This window comes from Halomonas sp. DP3Y7-2 (genome assembly GCF_019800795.1).
Classification (GTDB): domain Bacteria; phylum Pseudomonadota; class Gammaproteobacteria; order Pseudomonadales; family Halomonadaceae; genus Halomonas; species Halomonas litopenaei_A.
Genome location: NZ_JAHVKJ010000011.1, coordinates 491,753 through 508,247 on the forward strand (window position 1 = coordinate 491,753; position 16,495 = coordinate 508,247).

Annotated in this window: 17 protein-coding genes; 10 read left to right on the forward strand and 7 right to left on the reverse strand. The window is 62.0% G+C overall.

Annotated elements, in window-relative coordinates:
* Positions 1–37: 37 nt before the first annotated feature.
* From KUV45_RS17820 to KUV45_RS17840, 5 genes are all read right to left on the reverse strand, one after another.
* Positions 38–1,279 carry a cysteine desulfurase gene (locus KUV45_RS17820; RefSeq protein ID WP_206943578.1) on the reverse strand — a complete coding sequence of 414 codons (1,242 nt, stop codon included), beginning with the start codon at positions 1,277–1,279 and terminating at the stop codon, positions 38–40.
* Positions 1,280–1,281: 2 nt separating this feature from the next.
* Positions 1,282–2,652: a Fe-S cluster assembly protein SufD gene (sufD, locus tag KUV45_RS17825; RefSeq protein WP_222163672.1), complete on the reverse strand. Its 1,371-nt coding sequence runs from the start codon at positions 2,650–2,652 to the stop codon at positions 1,282–1,284.
* Positions 2,649–3,401 carry a Fe-S cluster assembly ATPase SufC gene (sufC, locus tag KUV45_RS17830; protein WP_206943582.1) on the reverse strand — a complete coding sequence of 251 codons (753 nt, stop codon included), beginning with the start codon at positions 3,399–3,401 and terminating at the stop codon, positions 2,649–2,651. The genes sufD and sufC overlap by 4 nt, the downstream gene beginning before the upstream one ends.
* Before the next feature lie 74 nt (positions 3,402–3,475).
* Positions 3,476–4,918, reverse strand: a complete 1,443-nt coding sequence (sufB, locus tag KUV45_RS17835) for a Fe-S cluster assembly protein SufB (protein WP_206943584.1) — start codon at positions 4,916–4,918, stop codon at positions 3,476–3,478.
* 73 nt (positions 4,919–4,991) lie between these two features.
* Entirely contained in the window at positions 4,992–5,453 is a 462-nt protein-coding gene (locus tag KUV45_RS17840) for an SUF system Fe-S cluster assembly regulator (protein ID WP_206943587.1), read from the reverse strand.
* A gap of 455 nt (positions 5,454–5,908) precedes the next feature.
* On the opposite strand from KUV45_RS17840, the gene KUV45_RS17845 reads away from it, so the two are divergent.
* From KUV45_RS17845 to KUV45_RS17890, 10 genes are all read left to right on the forward strand, one after another.
* Entirely contained in the window at positions 5,909–6,574 is a 666-nt protein-coding gene (locus KUV45_RS17845; RefSeq protein ID WP_206943589.1) for an ABC transporter permease, read from the forward strand.
* A 108-nt stretch (positions 6,575–6,682) separates the two neighbouring features.
* Positions 6,683–7,837 (forward strand): ABC transporter ATP-binding protein, encoded by a 1,155-nt coding sequence (locus KUV45_RS17850; protein ID WP_222163673.1) that lies wholly within the window; start codon positions 6,683–6,685, stop codon positions 7,835–7,837.
* Positions 7,838–7,841: 4 nt separating this feature from the next.
* Positions 7,842–8,573, forward strand: coding sequence for an ABC transporter permease (locus KUV45_RS17855; protein WP_206943593.1), 732 nt, complete (start codon positions 7,842–7,844; stop codon positions 8,571–8,573).
* 62 nt (positions 8,574–8,635) lie between these two features.
* On the forward strand, positions 8,636–9,517 hold the full coding sequence (locus KUV45_RS17860) for a glycine betaine ABC transporter substrate-binding protein (protein WP_222163674.1): 882 nt from the start codon (positions 8,636–8,638) through the stop codon (positions 9,515–9,517).
* Positions 9,518–9,616: 99 nt separating this feature from the next.
* Positions 9,617–10,924 carry an MmgE/PrpD family protein gene (locus KUV45_RS17865; protein WP_222163675.1) on the forward strand — a complete coding sequence of 436 codons (1,308 nt, stop codon included), beginning with the start codon at positions 9,617–9,619 and terminating at the stop codon, positions 10,922–10,924.
* 95 nt (positions 10,925–11,019) lie between these two features.
* Positions 11,020–11,769, forward strand: coding sequence for an SDR family oxidoreductase (locus KUV45_RS17870; RefSeq protein ID WP_222163676.1), 750 nt, complete (start codon positions 11,020–11,022; stop codon positions 11,767–11,769).
* A 281-nt stretch (positions 11,770–12,050) separates the two neighbouring features.
* Positions 12,051–12,227, forward strand: coding sequence for a hypothetical protein (locus KUV45_RS17875; protein ID WP_222163677.1), 177 nt, complete (start codon positions 12,051–12,053; stop codon positions 12,225–12,227).
* 60 nt (positions 12,228–12,287) lie between these two features.
* On the forward strand, positions 12,288–13,145 hold the full coding sequence (locus KUV45_RS17880; RefSeq protein WP_206943603.1) for a nitrilase-related carbon-nitrogen hydrolase: 858 nt from the start codon (positions 12,288–12,290) through the stop codon (positions 13,143–13,145).
* Between the two features lie 88 nt (positions 13,146–13,233).
* On the forward strand, positions 13,234–13,785 hold the full coding sequence (locus KUV45_RS17885; RefSeq protein WP_206943604.1) for a gluconokinase: 552 nt from the start codon (positions 13,234–13,236) through the stop codon (positions 13,783–13,785).
* Between the two features lie 300 nt (positions 13,786–14,085).
* Positions 14,086–14,394 (forward strand): hypothetical protein, encoded by a 309-nt coding sequence (locus KUV45_RS17890; protein WP_206943606.1) that lies wholly within the window; start codon positions 14,086–14,088, stop codon positions 14,392–14,394.
* Between the two features lie 304 nt (positions 14,395–14,698).
* Here the strand turns inward: KUV45_RS17890 and KUV45_RS17895 are convergent, their stop codons facing one another.
* Both KUV45_RS17895 and KUV45_RS17900 read right to left on the reverse strand, forming a co-directional pair.
* Positions 14,699–15,619, reverse strand: a complete 921-nt coding sequence (locus KUV45_RS17895; protein WP_222163678.1) for a 2-dehydro-3-deoxygalactonokinase — start codon at positions 15,617–15,619, stop codon at positions 14,699–14,701.
* The gene (locus tag KUV45_RS17900) at positions 15,616–16,284 is read right to left on the reverse strand and encodes a 2-dehydro-3-deoxy-6-phosphogalactonate aldolase (RefSeq protein ID WP_222163679.1); all 669 of its coding nucleotides are present in this window, start codon (positions 16,282–16,284) and stop codon (positions 15,616–15,618) included. The genes KUV45_RS17895 and KUV45_RS17900 overlap by 4 nt, the downstream gene beginning before the upstream one ends.
* Positions 16,285–16,495: the final 211 nt, after the last annotated feature.

The window sequence follows — 16,495 nt, forward strand, 5'->3', positions numbered from 1 at the left end:
ACCTGGGCCGCGCGACGCACCCAGGTCCATGACCCTGTCAACGCAACATGCTGATGACGCGATCCAGGCTCTCGACCAGCACATCGATCTCTTCGGGGGTGTTGTAGGCAGCGAAGGAGGCGCGACAGGTCGCATCGACACCAAACTGCGCCAGCAACGGCTGCGCACAATGGTGCCCGGTGCGAATGGCGACACCCAACTGATCGATCAGCAGGCCGATATCCTGGCTATGCACACCGTCCACCACAAAGGACAGCACTCCGGCCTTGTCAGGGGCCGTCCCCAGGATGCGCAGACCGTCAATGGCCCCCACACTGAGGGTGGCATGCTCCAGCAAGCGCTGCTCCCAGGCACCAATGTGCTCAAGACCAATGCCGTTGACCCACTCGATCGCCTTGCCAAGGGCAATGACCTCGGCAATCGCGGGAGTCCCCGCTTCGAACTTGTGGGGTATCGCTGCAAAGGTGGTCGGGGCGTCGAAGGATACGGTAGCGATCATCTCACCACCGCCCTGCCAGGGTGGCATGGTTTCAAGCAACGACTCACGGCCATAGAGCACACCCGCACCGGTTGGCCCGTACACCTTATGCCCGGAAAACGCGTAGAAGTCAGCGTCGATCGCCTGAACGTCGATGGGCTGGTGCGGTGCCGCCTGAGCGCCATCCACCAGAATCAAGGCACCGTGGTCATGGGCCACGCGCGCCATGTCGGCGACGGGGTTGACCGTCCCCAACGCGTTGGACACGTGATTGACCGCCACTAGTCGCGTGCGCTCACCGATCAGGTCCTGATACGCCTGCTGGTCGAGCACACCACGCTCATCGACCGGAATCACCTTGATGGTGAAACCTTTTTCGGCAGACAGCAGCTGCCAGGGCACGATGTTGGAGTGGTGCTCGAGCTGGGACACCAGCACTTCATCACCAGGTCCCAGGTTCGCCCGACCCCAGCTCTGGGCAACCAGGTTGATCGCCTCGGTCGTGCCGCGAGTGAACACCACCTGACGCGTGCTGGGCGCATTGATGAAGGCTCGGACCGTTTCTCGGCTGCCTTCATAGGCGGCAGTCGCCTCGTCCGCCAGGGTGTGCAAGCCCCGATGGATATTGGCGTTGATCTGGCGATAGTAGTGATCAAAGGTCTCGATCACCTGCCGCGGCGTCTGGCTGGTCGCCGCATTGTCCAGATACACCAGTGGCTTGCCGTGAACCTCCCGATCAAGGATCGGGAAGTCACTGCGGACACGGGCCACATCGAGCAACAGATCGCTGAAGTGGGTCATGCTCAGTCCTCGTTGAGGGCGACGGCAGCCTCGACCAGACCAGCCAGATGGAAGCGCTCGGGCAGCTTGCCGGCGACGGTCAGCTCGACCCGCTCCGCCACGGCATCCAGGTCGACCTGATCCATGACTTCACCGGCGAAGGCCAGGGTCAGCAGGCCTCGCGCGGTCGCCTGGTCCAAACCACGGGTACGCAGGGCGAACACGGCCTCTTCATCCAACTGGCCGGTCGTCGCGCCGTGGGAGCACTTGACGTCATCCGCGTAGATTTCCAGCTCAGGCTTGGTGTCGATCTGGGCGCGATCGGACAGCAGCAGGTTGGCGTTACTCTGATCCGCCTCGATCTTCTGGCTGTCGCGCTTGACGATCACCTTGCCGTTGAACACGCCATGCGCACGGTCGTCGAGGATGCCCTTGTAGTTCTCGTGGGAGAAGGTGTGGGGTGCGTTATGGTTGGCCAGCGTGTGGTTGTCCACATGCTGACGATTCTGACCATAGAACAGCCCATTGAAGGTGACTTCCGCACCCTGGCCATTGAGGTCACTGATCAGGTCGTTGCGCACCAGACCACCACCCAGCGTCAGGTTGAAGGAGGTGAACTGGGCATCGCGACACTGCTCGACGTGGATGCTGGCCACGTGCAGGTCCTGCTCCGGCGACTCCACCAACTTGTAATGGGTCAGGTGGGCGCCACGATCCAGCATCACTTCTTCCACCAGGTTGGTGAAGTTGGCAGCGCCCTCTTCACCCACGTGATGCTCGATCACGGTGGCCTGGCTGCGACTGGCCGCTTCGATGAGGATGCGCGGATGGCTCATCACCGCCGCCTGGTTGGCCCGGGACAGGAACTGCAGCACGATGGGTTTTTCCACCACCGTACCCGGCGCCAGACGCACCAGCGCACCTTCCTCGAAGAACGCGGTATTCAGCGCGGAAAAGGCCGAGAACTCCACGCCTGTCAGCCGCCCTAGGGGACCGCCGACAGCTTCATGGTTCTCCTCGAGCGCCTGGGACAGCGGCTGCACCTGAACACCGCCGGGCAGTTCGGTCAGGTCCGACAAGGCACTGGAAAAGACACCATCAACGAAGGTCAGTCGATGAGCATCCATTGGCAGCGTCAGCGCCGCTGCGCTGGCAGGCGAAAACTCCGCATCCTCTGCCAGCTGGAAGTCACCGCGACTGATGGCACGAACGTCGGTGTACTTCCACTCTTCGACGCGGCGATCGGGAAACCCCATCGCTTCGAAGCGGGCAGCGCCCGCCTGGCGCCGCGCGGCGATCCAGGTCGGCTCGCCGCTGCGACGTGCGCTGCGCTCGCTCAGACGATCCAGAAAGCGCTGGACCTCACTTGCTCCCTGGCTTGCTGTCTGGTTCATGCAGCAGACTCCTCTACGACCCAGTCGTAGCCACGGCTTTCGAGTTCACGCGCCAGGTCGGCATTACCGCTCTTGACGATACGACCATCGACCAGCACGTGCACATGATCCGGCACGATGTAGTCCAGCAGGCGCTGGTAGTGGGTCACCAGCAGGATGCCGCGATCTTCGCTGCGCAGCGAGTTGACGCCTTCGGCCACCACCTTCATAGCATCAATATCGAGACCGGAGTCGATTTCATCCAGCATCGCCAGCTTCGGCTGCAATACCAGCATCTGCAGGATCTCGTTGCGCTTCTTCTCGCCACCGGAGAAGCCTTCATTTACCGCGCGCTGCAGGAAGCTGTTGTCCATCTTCATGAAGGACACCTTTTCCTTGATCAGCTTCATGAACTCGGGCGCGGGAATCTCGCCTTCTCCACGGGCTTCACGCTGAGCATTCAGCGCTGCCTTGAGCAGGTAGATGTTCTTGACTCCCGGAATCTCCACCGGGTACTGGAAACCGAGCAGCAGGCCCGCCTGAGCACGCTCCTCGATCTCCATCTCGAGCACATCGCGGCCTTCGAAGGTGATCGTTCCGGCGGTCACCTCATAGCCATCCTTGCCTGCAATCACCGCAGACAGGGTGGACTTGCCTGCGCCGTTGGGGCCCATGATGGCGTGCACTTCACCGGGCTGGATGGACAGAGTCAGACCCTTGAGGATTTCAGAGCCCTCGACGGTGACGTGGAGATCCTTGACTTCGAGCATGTTGACACCTTTGCAGTGCCCGCCGCTCCAGGCGACGGGGTGTAACTAACAGGGTTGGCGGAGGGCGCGGGCGATCAGCCCACCGCACCTTCCAGAGTCACGTTGAGCAGTGCTTCTGCCTCGACGGCGAATTCCATCGGCAGCTCCTGGAACACATCCTTGCAGAAGCCGTTGACGATCATGTTGACCGCGTCTTCTTCGGAGATGCCGCGGCTCTGGCAGTAGAACAGCTGGTCTTCACCAATCTTGGAGGTCGTGGCCTCGTGTTCCACGGTCGCCGTGGAATTACCGATTTCCTGGTAGGGGAAGGTATGGGCGCCACAGGTGTCGCCGATCAGCAGCGAGTCACACTGCGTGAAGTTACGCGCACCCTTGGCCCGCGGCCCCACCTTGACCAGACCGCGGTAGGACTGGTTGGAGCGGCCGGCAGAGATACCCTTGGAGACGATGGTGGACTTGCTGCCCTCGCCCAGGTGAATCATCTTGGTACCGGTATCGGCCTGCTGGCGACCGTTGGTCACCGCCACGGAATAGAACTCGCCGATGGAGTCCTTGCCGCGCAGCACGCAGGACGGATACTTCCAGGTAATGGCCGAGCCAGTTTCCACCTGGGTCCAGCTGATGTGCGAGCGATCACCGCGGCAATCACCGCGCTTGGTGACGAAGTTGTAGATGCCGCCCTTGCCATCTTCGTCGCCCGGGTACCAGTTCTGCACGGTGGAGTACTTGATGCTGGCGTCTTCAAGAGCCACCAGCTCGACCACTGCGGCGTGCAGCTGATTTTCGTCGCGCATCGGCGCCGTGCAGCCTTCCAGGTAGGACACCTGCGCCTTCTTCTCGCACACGATCAGGGTGCGCTCGAACTGGCCGGTGTTGGCGGCGTTGATACGGAAGTAGGTGGACAGCTCCATCGGACAGGTCACGCCCTCCGGCACGAACACGAAGGAGCCGTCGGTGAACACTGCCGAGTTCAGCGCCGCGAAGTAGTTGTCGCTGGTGGGCACGACGGTACCCAGATACTGCTTTACCAGCTCTGGATAGTCGCGAATCGCCTCGGAGATGGAACAGAAGATCACGCCCGCTTCGGCCAGCTTGTCCTTGAACGTGGTGGTCACGGACACGGAGTCAAAGACGGCATCGACCGCCACCCCGGCCAGTGCGGCACGCTCATGCAGCGGGATACCCAGCTTCTCGTAGGTCTCGAGCAGCTTGGGGTCGACTTCATCGAGGCTCTGGGGCTTGTCTTCTTCACGCTTCGGGGCACTGAAGTAGGAAATCGCCTGATAGTCGATCGGCGGATAGTCCAGATGTGCCCAGGACGGGGGCGTCATCTTCAACCACTGACGATAGGCATCCAGCCGCCATTCCAGCATCCATGCCGGCTCACCCTTCTTGTTGGAGATGAACGCGATGGTATCTTCGTCGAGTCCCGGCGGGATCGTGTCGCTCTCGATGTCGGTCACGAATCCTTCTTTATATTCGCGACGGACGAGCTGTTCCATTTCCTGACTTGCCATGATGTGTCCCCTCCCGGACGGTTCGGTCGGCGGGCGTCACCCGCCCAGGGTAATGAAGTCGATGAGACGCTGGTCAGGCTTCCGCCGCCAGGCTAACGCTTTGAATCGGCAGGCGAACCGGCATTTTCAGCGGAGAGCTGTCTGCCAGATGCGCCAAGGTGATACTGTCCAGAAGCTCGCGTATGGCCAGCGACACCCGCTGCCAGTTGTCGGCTACGCCGCAGGTTGATGCCAGATCGCAGTCGCCCTCGGCATGGCTGCATTCGGTGACGGCGACGGGGCCTTCAATGGCAGAAATGATGTCGCTCACCGTGATCTCGGAGGCGGCACGAGCCAGTTGGTAGCCTCCCTGGGCCCCTCTGCGCGACACCAGCAGCCCCGCTTTCACCAGCATCTTCAGCGTCTTGCTCACCGTAGGGTGAGGCAGCTGCACCGCGTCGGCGAGCTCTCCCGCGGCGTGCGGCTCGCGCGGATGGCGCGCAATCTGCGCCATTACCACTGCCGCATAGTCTGTCATGCGAGACAGCTTCAGCATTCGCCTCTCCTCGGGGAGCTCCCCTCTTCGTCGGTGCAGAGTTCAGCCCCTGCTTCGATTGGGGACCATTTTAGTCCTGTATAAACCCGATGTGAAGAGCCGAGCCGCTCTATACCACGCTATTGACCCGATAGCCGCCAGGATCTCGACATGATCGACGCAGATGAATACAAAAACACAATCATTCTCATTCACTAAAACAATGACGCTTAGCCATCTTGTACGACCTGTGCAGCAAGACATGCATCAGATCCATCAATTCCCTTCATTGCATATCGTCATTCATGATCAAACCAAATAGATAGAGCATTCTGCTAAGCTTGTGCCCAATCAACGGCCAGTGAACGAAGGCCCTCGCCCTGAGCGGGCGAGTTGACTGCCCGTGGGCTGAAAGCACGCCGCCCTCTTACAGCGCGACGTGACCGACGCTGCGCGGCTCAACAGGAGCAACTGCCTTGGAATTGATTCAATACGCGATAGCGAACGCCGACTTGCTGCTATCCAGAACGCTTGAGCATATCTCTTTGGTGGGTGTGGCCGTAGGCATCGCCACCCTGACCGGCGTTCCTATTGGCATCGCGATCACCCGCAACGAGAGGGTCGCACAAGCGGTGCTCTATGCTGCGTCCATCATTGTCACCATCCCCTCCATTGCGCTCTTTGGCATCATGATTCCGGTGCTGTCGCTGATCGGTCAGGGGATCGGCTATCTGCCGGCCGTGATCGCCGTACTGCTCTACTCCCAGCTTCCGATCATTCGCAACACCTATACCGCCATCAATAACGTCGACCCAGCCCTGCGCGAGGCTGCCCGCGGCATCGGCATGAGCCACCGTCAGCGTCTGCGAATGGTCGAGATACCGCTGGCGGTGCCGGTGATCATGGCGGGAGTTCGCACCGCCGTCGTCCTTAACATCGGCGTCATGGCGATTGCTGCCTATATCGGTGCAGGAGGGCTTGGCACCTTTATCAGTCGAGGGATCTCCCAGTCCGACCCGCGCCAGCTGATCATTGGCTCCATTGCGGTCAGCCTGCTGGCCATCATCGTCGACTATGGCCTGCTGGCGATCCAGAAGCGCTTTACGCCCAAGGGTATGGAAGGCGCCGCCAGCGCTGCCTGATGTCCCCCACAACCTGATTCCCCAATAAAAAGAGCGGGCACCGTCATCCAACCAGCATGTTGAATGACCCATCGCCCGCGTCTGCCGACTAGCCACAAGGACTTTCTGATGATTCGTCTGGAAAATCTGACCAAGGTCTTCGATACGCCCAAGGGCGCCGTCGTCGCCGCTGACCACATCAACATGGAGGTTCCCACCGGCGAAATCTGCATCCTCCTGGGTCCGTCCGGGTGCGGCAAGACCACCACCCTGAAGATGATCAACCGGATCGTGAAACCCTCCTCCGGCAGGGTCTTCATCAACGGTGACGATACCACCAACATGAACACCCAGGACCTGCGCCGCAACATCGGCTACGTGATCCAGCAGATCGGTCTGTTTCCCAACATGACCATCGAAGAGAACATCGCGGTGGTACCCAAGCTTCTGGGTTGGGACAAGAGCCGCTACAAGGAGCGTGCGCGGGAGCTGATGCACATGATCGCGCTGGAGCCGGATGCCTTCCTCAAGCGCTTTCCTTCTGAACTGTCTGGCGGCCAGCAACAGCGAATCGGCGTTGCCCGTGCGCTGGCAGCAGATCCCCCGGTCATGCTGATGGACGAACCCTTCGGCGCCATCGATCCGATCAATCGTGCGGTGATTCAGGATGAGTTCCTTAAAATGCAGCAGGAACTCAACAAGACCATCATGTTCGTCAGCCACGATATCGACGAAGCCATCAAGATGGGCGATCGCGTCGCCGTCTTCCGCGAGGGCAAGCTGGTGCAGTACTCCACCCCGGATGACCTGCTGGCCGCGCCCAAGAATGCCTTCGTCGAATCCTTCCTGGGGGAAGACCGCGCGCTGAAACGACTCAACCTGGTCAAGGTGTCCGAGGTGGTCAGCGACGAGATCGGCACGGTGAAGCCGGAAGATACGCTGTCCACAGCGCTGGAGCGCATCGATGACTTCGGCTACCAGAACTCCATTCTGATGATCAACGACAAGCGCCAGCCGGTCGGCTTGATCAGCCGCTCCCTGGCCAGAACCACCAAGGGCTATTGCCGCGATCACTTCCAGAACGTGCCTGCCACGGTCAGCCTGGATGATGACCTGCGCAAGGTGGCTTCACTGATGTTTGCCCAGGACATTACCTGGTTGCCCTGCGTCGATGAAGAAGGACGCGTGTGTGGCCAGATCACCCAACGGGCCATGACCCACCACCTGGGCGCACGCTTTCGCACCAAGCAGCGCGAAACAGTAACCGCAGAGCCAAAGGAGTGAGTGGATGCTGATTCGTAGCCTGACCAGCGCCGGCATCATACTCGGCCTGATCCTTGTCTTCCTGCTCGGCGTCTGGGCCCAGTCCAGCGGCGCCATCGATGACTTTCTGTGGTACTTGCCGGACGTCCAGTACCTGGCAGCCCAGCACCTGTGGTTGACGTTCCTCTCGGGGGGCCTCGCGATTCTGGTCGCCATTCCGCTGGGCATCTGGCTATCACGCCCGAGCATGAGTCGTGCCGCCGAGTCATTGATGCAGGTCCTCAACGTCGGCACGACCATTCCCACCCTGGCGGTGCTGGCGCTGTCCATGAGCTTTCTTGGCATTGGTACCGTACCCGCGGTGTTTGGCCTGTTCGTGGCCACCCTGCTGCCGATCACGCGCAACACCTATGCCGGACTCAAGGGCGTTTCCCCGGCCCTGAAGGAAGCCGCTGCCGGTATTGGCATGTCGCCGGTCCAGCGCCTGTTCAAGGTCGAGCTGCCCAATGCCCTGTACGTGATCTTTGCGGGTATCAGAACCGCCCTGACGATCAACGTTGGCACCGTGCCCCTGGCCTTTCTGATCGGTGCAGGCGGCCTGGGCGAGCTGATCTTCACCGGCATCGATCTGTACGATCCGATCATGATGCTGTCTGGCGCCATTCCCACGGCCATGCTGGCCATTGTGGTGGATGCCTTGATAGCGGGGATCGCCTTCGTGATCGTGCCACGCGGCGTCAATCCGGCGCGCGCTTGATGCAGCGTCGTCCCTTGTCCCCCATTGACTCCCCTCACAAGACCTCAACTGGAGCATGCAGCATGAAGACATTGATGACCGCACTGACTGGCCTGGCCCTCGTCTCCACGAGTGCCGCCGTGAGCGCCAACGACGTGGTGGTTGGCGGCAAGAACTTTACCGAGCAACAGCTGCTGGCCAGCATGACCACCCAGTACCTGGACGGACTGGGCTATGACGTCGACAAGCGCGCAGGCATGGGCTCAGCCGTGCTGCGCCAGGCGCAGGAAAACGGCCAGGTGGACCTTTACTGGGAATACACCGGCACCTCGCTGATCAACTACAACGATGTGACCGAATCTCTCAGCGCTGAGGAAACCTATCAGCGCGTCAAGTCGCTGGACGCCGAGAAGGGGCTGGTGTGGCTGGAGCCCTCCGCCGCCAACAATACCTATGCCCTGGCCATGCGCGCAGACAGCGTGGAAGAAACGGGTATCACCAGCCTGTCCGAGCTGGCCAATGCGATCAACGACGGTCAGGAACTGAGCTTTGCCATGAACGCCGAGTTCTATGCCCGCGAAGACGGTTGGCGGCCGCTGCAGCAAGCCTACGATTTTCGCGTCGCTCGTAACGCCGTGAAACGCATGGACTCCGGCCTGGTCTACCAGGCACTGCGTGACGCCCAGGTCGACGTTGGCCTGGTCTTCGCTACCGATGGCCGCATCCCCGCCTTTGACTTCCAGGTGCTGGAAGACGACCAGGGCTTCTTCCCTGCCTACGCGTTGACCCCGGTCGTGCGTCAGCAAACCCTCGACGCCAACCCTGAGCTGGCCGACCAGATGAACGCGCTTTCAGCGCTGCTGGACGACGACACCATGGCCAGCCTCAACGCCCGAGTGGACGTCGAGCGCGAGACCATCGAGGACGTCGCCGAATCCTTCCTCGAGGACAACGACCTGCTGTGACCCTTCAAGGCCCCCGTTCGGGGGCCTTGTTCCTACCTCACCAGCGTGCAGTGAGCGCTCTCCCCCTGCGGCTCCCCCAGTTCGACAAAGGACCTCCCCATGAGCACTTCCCGGGACGTCATCCACTGGATCCTCACGTCTCCTCTGGACCACCTAGATGACGCTCAGTGCCGCCATGCCAAGCGCTGCCTGCTGGACCTTCTCGGCGTCGCCGCCGGCGCCACCGACACGGCCCTGGCCGAACACGCCCGCCGCTATGTCAGGGTGCAGCACGCAGGTGATCGCCCCTTGCTGTTCTCCTCGTCGACGGCGTCGGCCACCGGCGTCGCCTTGCACGGCGCCTGGCTGATCGATGCACTCGACGCCCACGACGGCCAAGTGCTGACCAAGGGCCACGCCGGCGTCGCCATCCTGCCGGGATTGCTGGCGCTGCCCGAGATCGAGCAGGTCAACGGCAGGGCCTTTCTCGGCCTGCTGGCGATGGGCTACGAGATCGCCACCCGGGCCGGCATCGCGCTGCACGCCTCGAGTCCCGACTATCACACCTCGGGGGCCTGGAACGCGCTGGGCGTGGCAGCGGTGACGGCGCGCCTCAAGGGCCTCGCCCCGGCCCAGCTGGAACACGCCCTCGGCATCGCCGAATTCTATGGTCCGCGTAGCCAGATGATGCGCTGCATCGATCACCCGACCATGCTCAAGGATGGCTCCGGCTGGGGCGCCCAGGCAGGCGTCGCGGCCACCCTGCTGGCCGAGGACGGCTTCACCGGCGCCCCGGCGGTGACCCTGTGTGCCGAGCAGCACGCCGCGGTATGGGGCGATCTGGGACGACGCGACTACCTGTCGGAGCAGTACTTCAAGGCCTATCCGGTGTGCCGCTGGGCCCAGCCGGCGGTGGAGGCGGTACTCGCCATACCCGCCGCCGAACGCCAGGTGAACAATATCGAACGCATCGAGATCACCACCTTCCACGAGGCCAGGCGCCTGCACACCATCGCCCCGACCACCACCGAACAGGCCCAGTACAGCCTGCCCTGGTCGGTGGCCTGCGCCCTCGATCGCGGCACCATCGACGTCGCCGCCATCAGTCGGGATCTCGGCGACGATGCTCTGGTGGCGCTGTCACGGCGGGTGACGATCACCGAATGCGATGACTACAACGCACGCTTCCCGGCCGAGCGCTGGGCCAGCGTCACGCTGTATCTACGCGATGGTCGCCGTATCCAGAGCCCCGCCATGGAAGCCCGCGGCAACCCCCACAATCCGCTGAGCGATGACGAGATCTCTGCCAAGTTTCAGGCCCTGGCGAGCCCGGTACTGGGCGCCCGTGCCAGCGAGATCGAGAAGGTCGTCGCCACCCTGGAAACACGCCCCATCGGCGAGTTGTTGAGAGTGCTGGGACAACCTTGAACGTGCGAGTCCAAGGCCTCGAACATGACGGGAGGTGACAAGGGCAGTAAAAGTGCCAAGGATAGGCAGACGACATCGCTACCCGAGGATTCGACATGCCTTTCGCCCCCTCCGACGTCATCTTGATCACCGGCGGCTCCCGCGGTATCGGCCGTGCCACCGCCCTGGCCTGCGCCCGTGCCGGTGCGCGGGTCGCCTTCAGCTATCGCAGCGATGACGCCGCCGCCCGGGACACCCTGGAAGCCTGTCAGGCACTGACCGGTGAAGACGGCGCCATGGCCGTCAAGGCCGACGTGGTCGACGAGGCTCAGGTGATGGCACTGTTCACCAGTACGCGACAACGCCTGGGCCCGATCACCGGGGTGGTCAACAACGCCGGTATCGTGGCGCCCTCCATGCCACTGGCGGATATGGCAGTGGAGCGCCTGCGTCAGGTGGTCGACACCAATGTGCTGGGCGCCCTGCTGGTCGCCCGGGAAGCCGCGCGCGCGCTGGTCGACAAGGGTGCCCTGGTCAATGTCAGTTCCATGGCCTCGCGCCTGGGTTCGCCCAACGAGTACGTCGACTACGCCGCCAGCAAGGGCGCACTGGATACACTGACCATCGGCTTGAGCAAGGAACTGGGCCCCCGTGGCATTCGCGTCAATGCCGTACGCCCCGGCTTGATCGAGACCGATATCCATGCCCGGGCAGGCCGACCGGAGCGGCTGGCCGAACTCGGGCCCGGCTGTCCGTTGGGGCGTGCCGGTCGACCGGAAGAGGTCGCCGAGGCCATCGTCTGGCTGCTGTCCGACGCGGCCTCCTATGTGACGGGGACCTTTATTGATCCCGCCGGAGGACGCTAGGGCTTGTCTGAAAAGTGCCTGCGCTCGGTAATACGGCGTTAAAAATCGGATCAAAATGCTCATTTACACCACGTAAACTGCGCTTTCTCACCGATTTTTGCCTTGTCTCACCTTCGCTCGTCGACTTTTCGGACAGAGCCTAGGGCTTGCACGAAAAGTGCCTGAGCTCGTCGGGACTTGACCCAGGTCGCCTCGCCGTCTGTCGTGTTGACGTATAGAAGATGGTGCTGTCAGGCACTTTTTGCCCCGGGCGGTCCGGGGCCTCACACGGAGCCTCCTCCATGGACACTCGCTTCTATCTTCTTATCGTCGCGGTCCTCGTCGGGCTGGGCGTCATCCACTGGATCGGCTTTCGCCTGCTCAAGCGCAAGCTGCAACCGCCCCAGCAAAGCGATACCCCCCGCGACGCCACGCCCGGGCTTTCCAGAGACAACAGCGATAGTCGTGACGAACGTTGATCCGCCGAGCGAATTACGGCACCTTGTGGCGCCCTGCCCCCACCCTCAGGAATCCCAGCCATGCAGCATCAGGCCAAGCAGCACCAGGAACAGCTACAGGTCGCCTGCGCCCAGATCAACACGCGCCTCGGTGACGTCGAGGCCAATCTCGCCCATCACCTCGACGTGATCCACGACGCTCGCCGTCGTGGCGTGGAATTGCTGGTCTTTCCCGAACTCTCATTGACCGGTTACGGCCTGGGCCCAAGGGTGCTGGAGGTGGCCATGCCATCGGAGGACCCACGGCTGATCCAGCTGGCCAAGGCGGCCGCCGGCATGCAGGTCATCGTCGGCTTCGTCGAGGAAGCCAGCCCCGGTGAGATCTACAATGCCCTGGCCATTTTACAGGACGGTCGAGTGGCCGCCGTGCATCGCAAGCTCAACCTGCCCACCTATGGCGGTCTTGAGGAAGGCAAGTGGTTCAGCCACGGCAGCCGCCTGACGGAAGTTCCGGTTCGTCCGGGATGGAGCACCACCTCGATGATCTGCGCCGACCTGTGGAACCCAGCGCTGGTTCACGCTGCCCTGCTGGCACGGCCTGCCGTCCTCTGCGCGCCGATCAACTCCGCATCCGGCATCGTCTCCGAGGACTTCTCCAATGAAGACAACTGGGTGCTGAATGTGCGTTTCTACGCCATGACCTACGGCACACCGGTATTGATGGCCAATCGATACGGAGCAGAGGGTGACAGTCACTTCTGGGGAGGGTCGCGGATTCTCGGGCCCCGCGGCGACACCTTGGCCGAGGCGGAGGATCGCGAAATGCTGATTCACGCCGAACTGTCGCGCACCGCCATCGCCCGTGCGCGCTTCGAGCTGCCCACCCTGCGAGATGCGGACAGCCCCTTGATACGTGAGTTGATGGCAGGCTATCGCTAGCAAAACACGGGGTCAGGCTGCCGCGAAAACGCGCGCCAGAAATGCTAGAATCGCCTTTCACTTTCTGAACATCGGCGCGCCCCTCTACATGAACACAGCTTCTCGCCCTCGCCTGTCCACTCCCCCTCTGAGCATGCTCGTCATGGGCGTTTCGGGCTCAGGCAAATCCCACATCGGGCGTTTGCTGGCCGAGCGGACGGGAGCCAAGTTCATCGACGGCGATGACTACCACAGCCGCGACAACATCGCCAAGATGTCCCGGGGCGAACCACTGAACGACGAAGATCGCCAGGGCTGGCTCGACACCCTGGCCGGCCTGTATCGCGAACATCGTCAGACCGGCCAGCCCCTGGTGATCGGCTGCTCGGCCCTGAAGCGACAGTACCGAGACCTGCTGCGCGCCGGCGCCGCGGACCTGAAGATCCTGTACCTTCACGGCAGTCAGGAACTGCTGCTATCGCGCCTCAACAGCCGCGGGCAGCACTTCTTTGCTGGTGAGCATATGCTGCGAAACCAGCTGGCCACGCTGGAGATGCCAGGTGACGACGAAGCGATTCGTTGCGACATCGAGAGCACCCCTGACGCCATCATCGACCGCTTTATCTCGGAACTGGCGACATCGCCGGATGCAGCGCGCTGAAAAAGATGACCAGCGGTGTGGAAAACGCTGACTTCTCCTACCCTTTCCTGCATGAGCATACTTTCTCGCCAATGCAGCAGTAATGAACGCCTTACACTCTGTCACTTAGTCGTCATGTTTCGTCTCATCCCTACGCTGATCGTCAGCCATGTCGTTAACCGTCAGCTTTGTCACTGACCGTCAGCTTTGTCACCGACCGTCAGCTTTGTCACCGACAAGGGGGTTGTGAGGCGTTTTTCCCGTTGATATGTCCACCACTACCTCGGCTCTCGCAGTCGATCGTCGAACAAGGAGAATCCCATGTCCGATCCGATGGTAGGCAAGACGTTTGAGTTCAGCTGTGACGGCAAGACCTGGGGCGTGGTCTTCGAAAACGCTACGCGCATGCGTCATCGCCTGCATGGCTCGCCCACCACATCGCAGCCAAGCGACACCAGCTGCGCCTATCTCGCAACACCCGTGGATGATCACCGAATCTTTGTCTATGGCTTGGAGGACAAAGGTCTGGCACTACGTTACGTCCTCGACTTCAACAGCATGACCTTTATTGGCCACGGAGCCTTCGCCGACCCACGCGCCGACTACCGCGGCGAGTTCCGTCCGTCCTGAAGGGCTGCCAGCTTCTGCCTCTCGTTGGTGCCGTTGGAACTATGCCGCCCAATGGCCGGCTAAGCGACAGAGTTGTCCGTCTACAGCGGTCCCTCAAAGACTATCCGTCAGTCGCCATCCACTAGAAACAAAAAGACCGGCTCCATGGGAGCCGGTCTTTTCCTGACGATAGTCATCCGCCAAGGCAATTCGTCAGGGCAATTCGTCAGGGCAGGTCGTCAGAGCAGGTCGTCAGAGCAGGTCGTCAGAGCAGTTTATCAGGGCAATCGCACCGGGGGAGCTGACGAGCACCACTCCCCCCGCGTTACGTCAGCCGATGACGCTCCGCCAGTGCGATCAATCCCGCCAGGGTCGCGCTGTCGCTGTCTACCTCATCCACCGCGATAGCGTGGCGTTCCAGCGCCTGGCGATACAGCGGGTTGAGCCCCGAGGACCCCACCAGCACGACACCGGCCTGCTGCTCGATCAGATGCTCGCGCTGGGCAAGCACCTCAGCACCAATCAACACCCCGGAGAGAAAACTGCCCACCTGAGAAGCCTGCAGGCCCGCGTACAGGTGGCGGCTGCGGCCTTCGAACAGCGCGTGCATCAGCCCAGCGGGATGTTCCGCTGCTGCCAACCCTTGGGCAAAGCCGTCAGCATCGAAGGCATCGCCGCTGTTGTCGGCCGTTCTCGACGGCTCTCCCGGCAGCGTGTGGAAGCGCACGGCGTGATAGAGCTCGCCGGTCATCATGGTCGAAAAATCCACCAAGCGATCGCCTTCCAGTCTGGCCCACTTGCTGTGGGTGCCTGGCAGGCAGCACACACCGCTACTGAGTCCTTTCAGGGCGAAGGCACCAAACGCCTGAATTTCCTCGCCCCGCATCACATCCACGTGATCGTCTCGCACCACCTTGAGACCGGGCACGATCCAGGCGTTGTCGAGCCCCGGCGCGGGCACCACATTGTCGGCCAGATCCAGCGCCGAACGGGGGACCTCCAGCTGCGGTGCTTCGCTCCAGCCCCGCGCCGATCCGACCATACCGGACAGATACACCGGCACCTTGCTGCCCTCACGCCAGGCACCCACCTGGGCTTCACAGTAATGGGGGAATTCGGCTGTCGTCAGCGAGCGCAGCCCCGCATCGGAACGTACGCTCTCCAGACACTCTCCGCTCTGCCGATCGACCAGAAAGGCACGGAAGTTACTGGTTCCCCAATCAATCGCAATCAGGCGCTCGCTCATGCCCCGGCTCCTGCACTGGCGTTACCGGCCAGGCTCTGCCATTCGTCCACCAGCTCACGGGCGATCTTGCCGACCTCGTCCGCGCTGCGGCCTGGCTTGTACAGATTGCTGCCGAAACCAAACCCGGCCACGCCCACGGCATGCCACTCCGCCATGTTGGAACGCTCGATACCACCGACGGCCAGCACCGGCAGGTGCTTGGGCAGAATGGCGCTGATGTCCTTCAAGTACCCCGTCCCAAGACGTGCGGCGGGGAACAGCTTGAGCGCAACGGCACCGGCGCGCGCGGCAGCCAGCGCTTCCGTCGGCGTCATGCAGCCGATCATCGGAGCAAGACCCCGCTCAGCACCCAGCGTGACCAGCGAAGGATCGGTGTTCGGCGTGATCATCAGCGGTGCGCCAAGTGACGCCAGCTTGGCCGTGTCGTCCGCTTCCAGCACGGTACCGGCGCCGATCAGCACGTTCTCAGGGCTACAGGCAACGGCACGCTCGATGCTGTCCCAGGGCTGCGGTGAATTCAGTGGAATCTCGATCAGGCGAAAGCCTGCGTCCACTAGAGCACCACAGACCGGCTCGATCTCATCGGGCGTAATACCACGCAGGATGGCCACCAGCGGCATCTCCTTCATGGCAGCATCAAGCACAGCGCGCTGGGCATCATTCATGTCAGCAGTCCTCATCGAGTCGACAACGGAGAAATAACGGTTTCACATGATACGACGAAGGGCGGCCAAGGCCGCCCTCTCAGGTCAATCAATCGACCAGCCACATGGCCATCTCGGGCCACATCAGCAGCGCGGCCAGCACACACAATTGCAGTGCGATGAACGGCAGCAGTGACACAAAGATGTCTTTCAGGCTGATCTCCGGCGGCGC

Bases quoted from the DNA above. Each gene is read 5' to 3' on its own strand.
- KUV45_RS17820 (WP_206943578.1), bottom strand. From the start codon at position 1,279: ATGACCCACTTCAGCGATCTGTTGCTCGATGTGGCCCGTGTCCGCAGT.
- sufD (WP_222163672.1), bottom strand. From the start codon at position 2,652: ATGAACCAGACAGCAAGCCAGGGAGCAAGTGAGGTCCAGCGCTTTCTG.
- sufC (WP_206943582.1), bottom strand. From the start codon at position 3,401: ATGCTCGAAGTCAAGGATCTCCACGTCACCGTCGAGGGCTCTGAAATC.
- sufB (WP_206943584.1), bottom strand. From the start codon at position 4,918: ATGGCAAGTCAGGAAATGGAACAGCTCGTCCGTCGCGAATATAAAGAA.
- KUV45_RS17840 (WP_206943587.1), bottom strand. From the start codon at position 5,453: ATGCTGAAGCTGTCTCGCATGACAGACTATGCGGCAGTGGTAATGGCG.
- KUV45_RS17850 (WP_222163673.1), top strand. From the start codon at position 6,683: ATGATTCGTCTGGAAAATCTGACCAAGGTCTTCGATACGCCCAAGGGC.
- KUV45_RS17855 (WP_206943593.1), top strand. From the start codon at position 7,842: ATGCTGATTCGTAGCCTGACCAGCGCCGGCATCATACTCGGCCTGATC.
- KUV45_RS17860 (WP_222163674.1), top strand. From the start codon at position 8,636: ATGAAGACATTGATGACCGCACTGACTGGCCTGGCCCTCGTCTCCACG.
- KUV45_RS17865 (WP_222163675.1), top strand. From the start codon at position 9,617: ATGAGCACTTCCCGGGACGTCATCCACTGGATCCTCACGTCTCCTCTG.
- KUV45_RS17870 (WP_222163676.1), top strand. From the start codon at position 11,020: ATGCCTTTCGCCCCCTCCGACGTCATCTTGATCACCGGCGGCTCCCGC.
- KUV45_RS17875 (WP_222163677.1), top strand. From the start codon at position 12,051: ATGGACACTCGCTTCTATCTTCTTATCGTCGCGGTCCTCGTCGGGCTG.
- KUV45_RS17880 (WP_206943603.1), top strand. From the start codon at position 12,288: ATGCAGCATCAGGCCAAGCAGCACCAGGAACAGCTACAGGTCGCCTGC.
- KUV45_RS17885 (WP_206943604.1), top strand. From the start codon at position 13,234: ATGAACACAGCTTCTCGCCCTCGCCTGTCCACTCCCCCTCTGAGCATG.
- KUV45_RS17890 (WP_206943606.1), top strand. From the start codon at position 14,086: ATGTCCGATCCGATGGTAGGCAAGACGTTTGAGTTCAGCTGTGACGGC.
- KUV45_RS17895 (WP_222163678.1), bottom strand. From the start codon at position 15,619: ATGAGCGAGCGCCTGATTGCGATTGATTGGGGAACCAGTAACTTCCGT.
- KUV45_RS17900 (WP_222163679.1), bottom strand. From the start codon at position 16,284: ATGAATGATGCCCAGCGCGCTGTGCTTGATGCTGCCATGAAGGAGATG.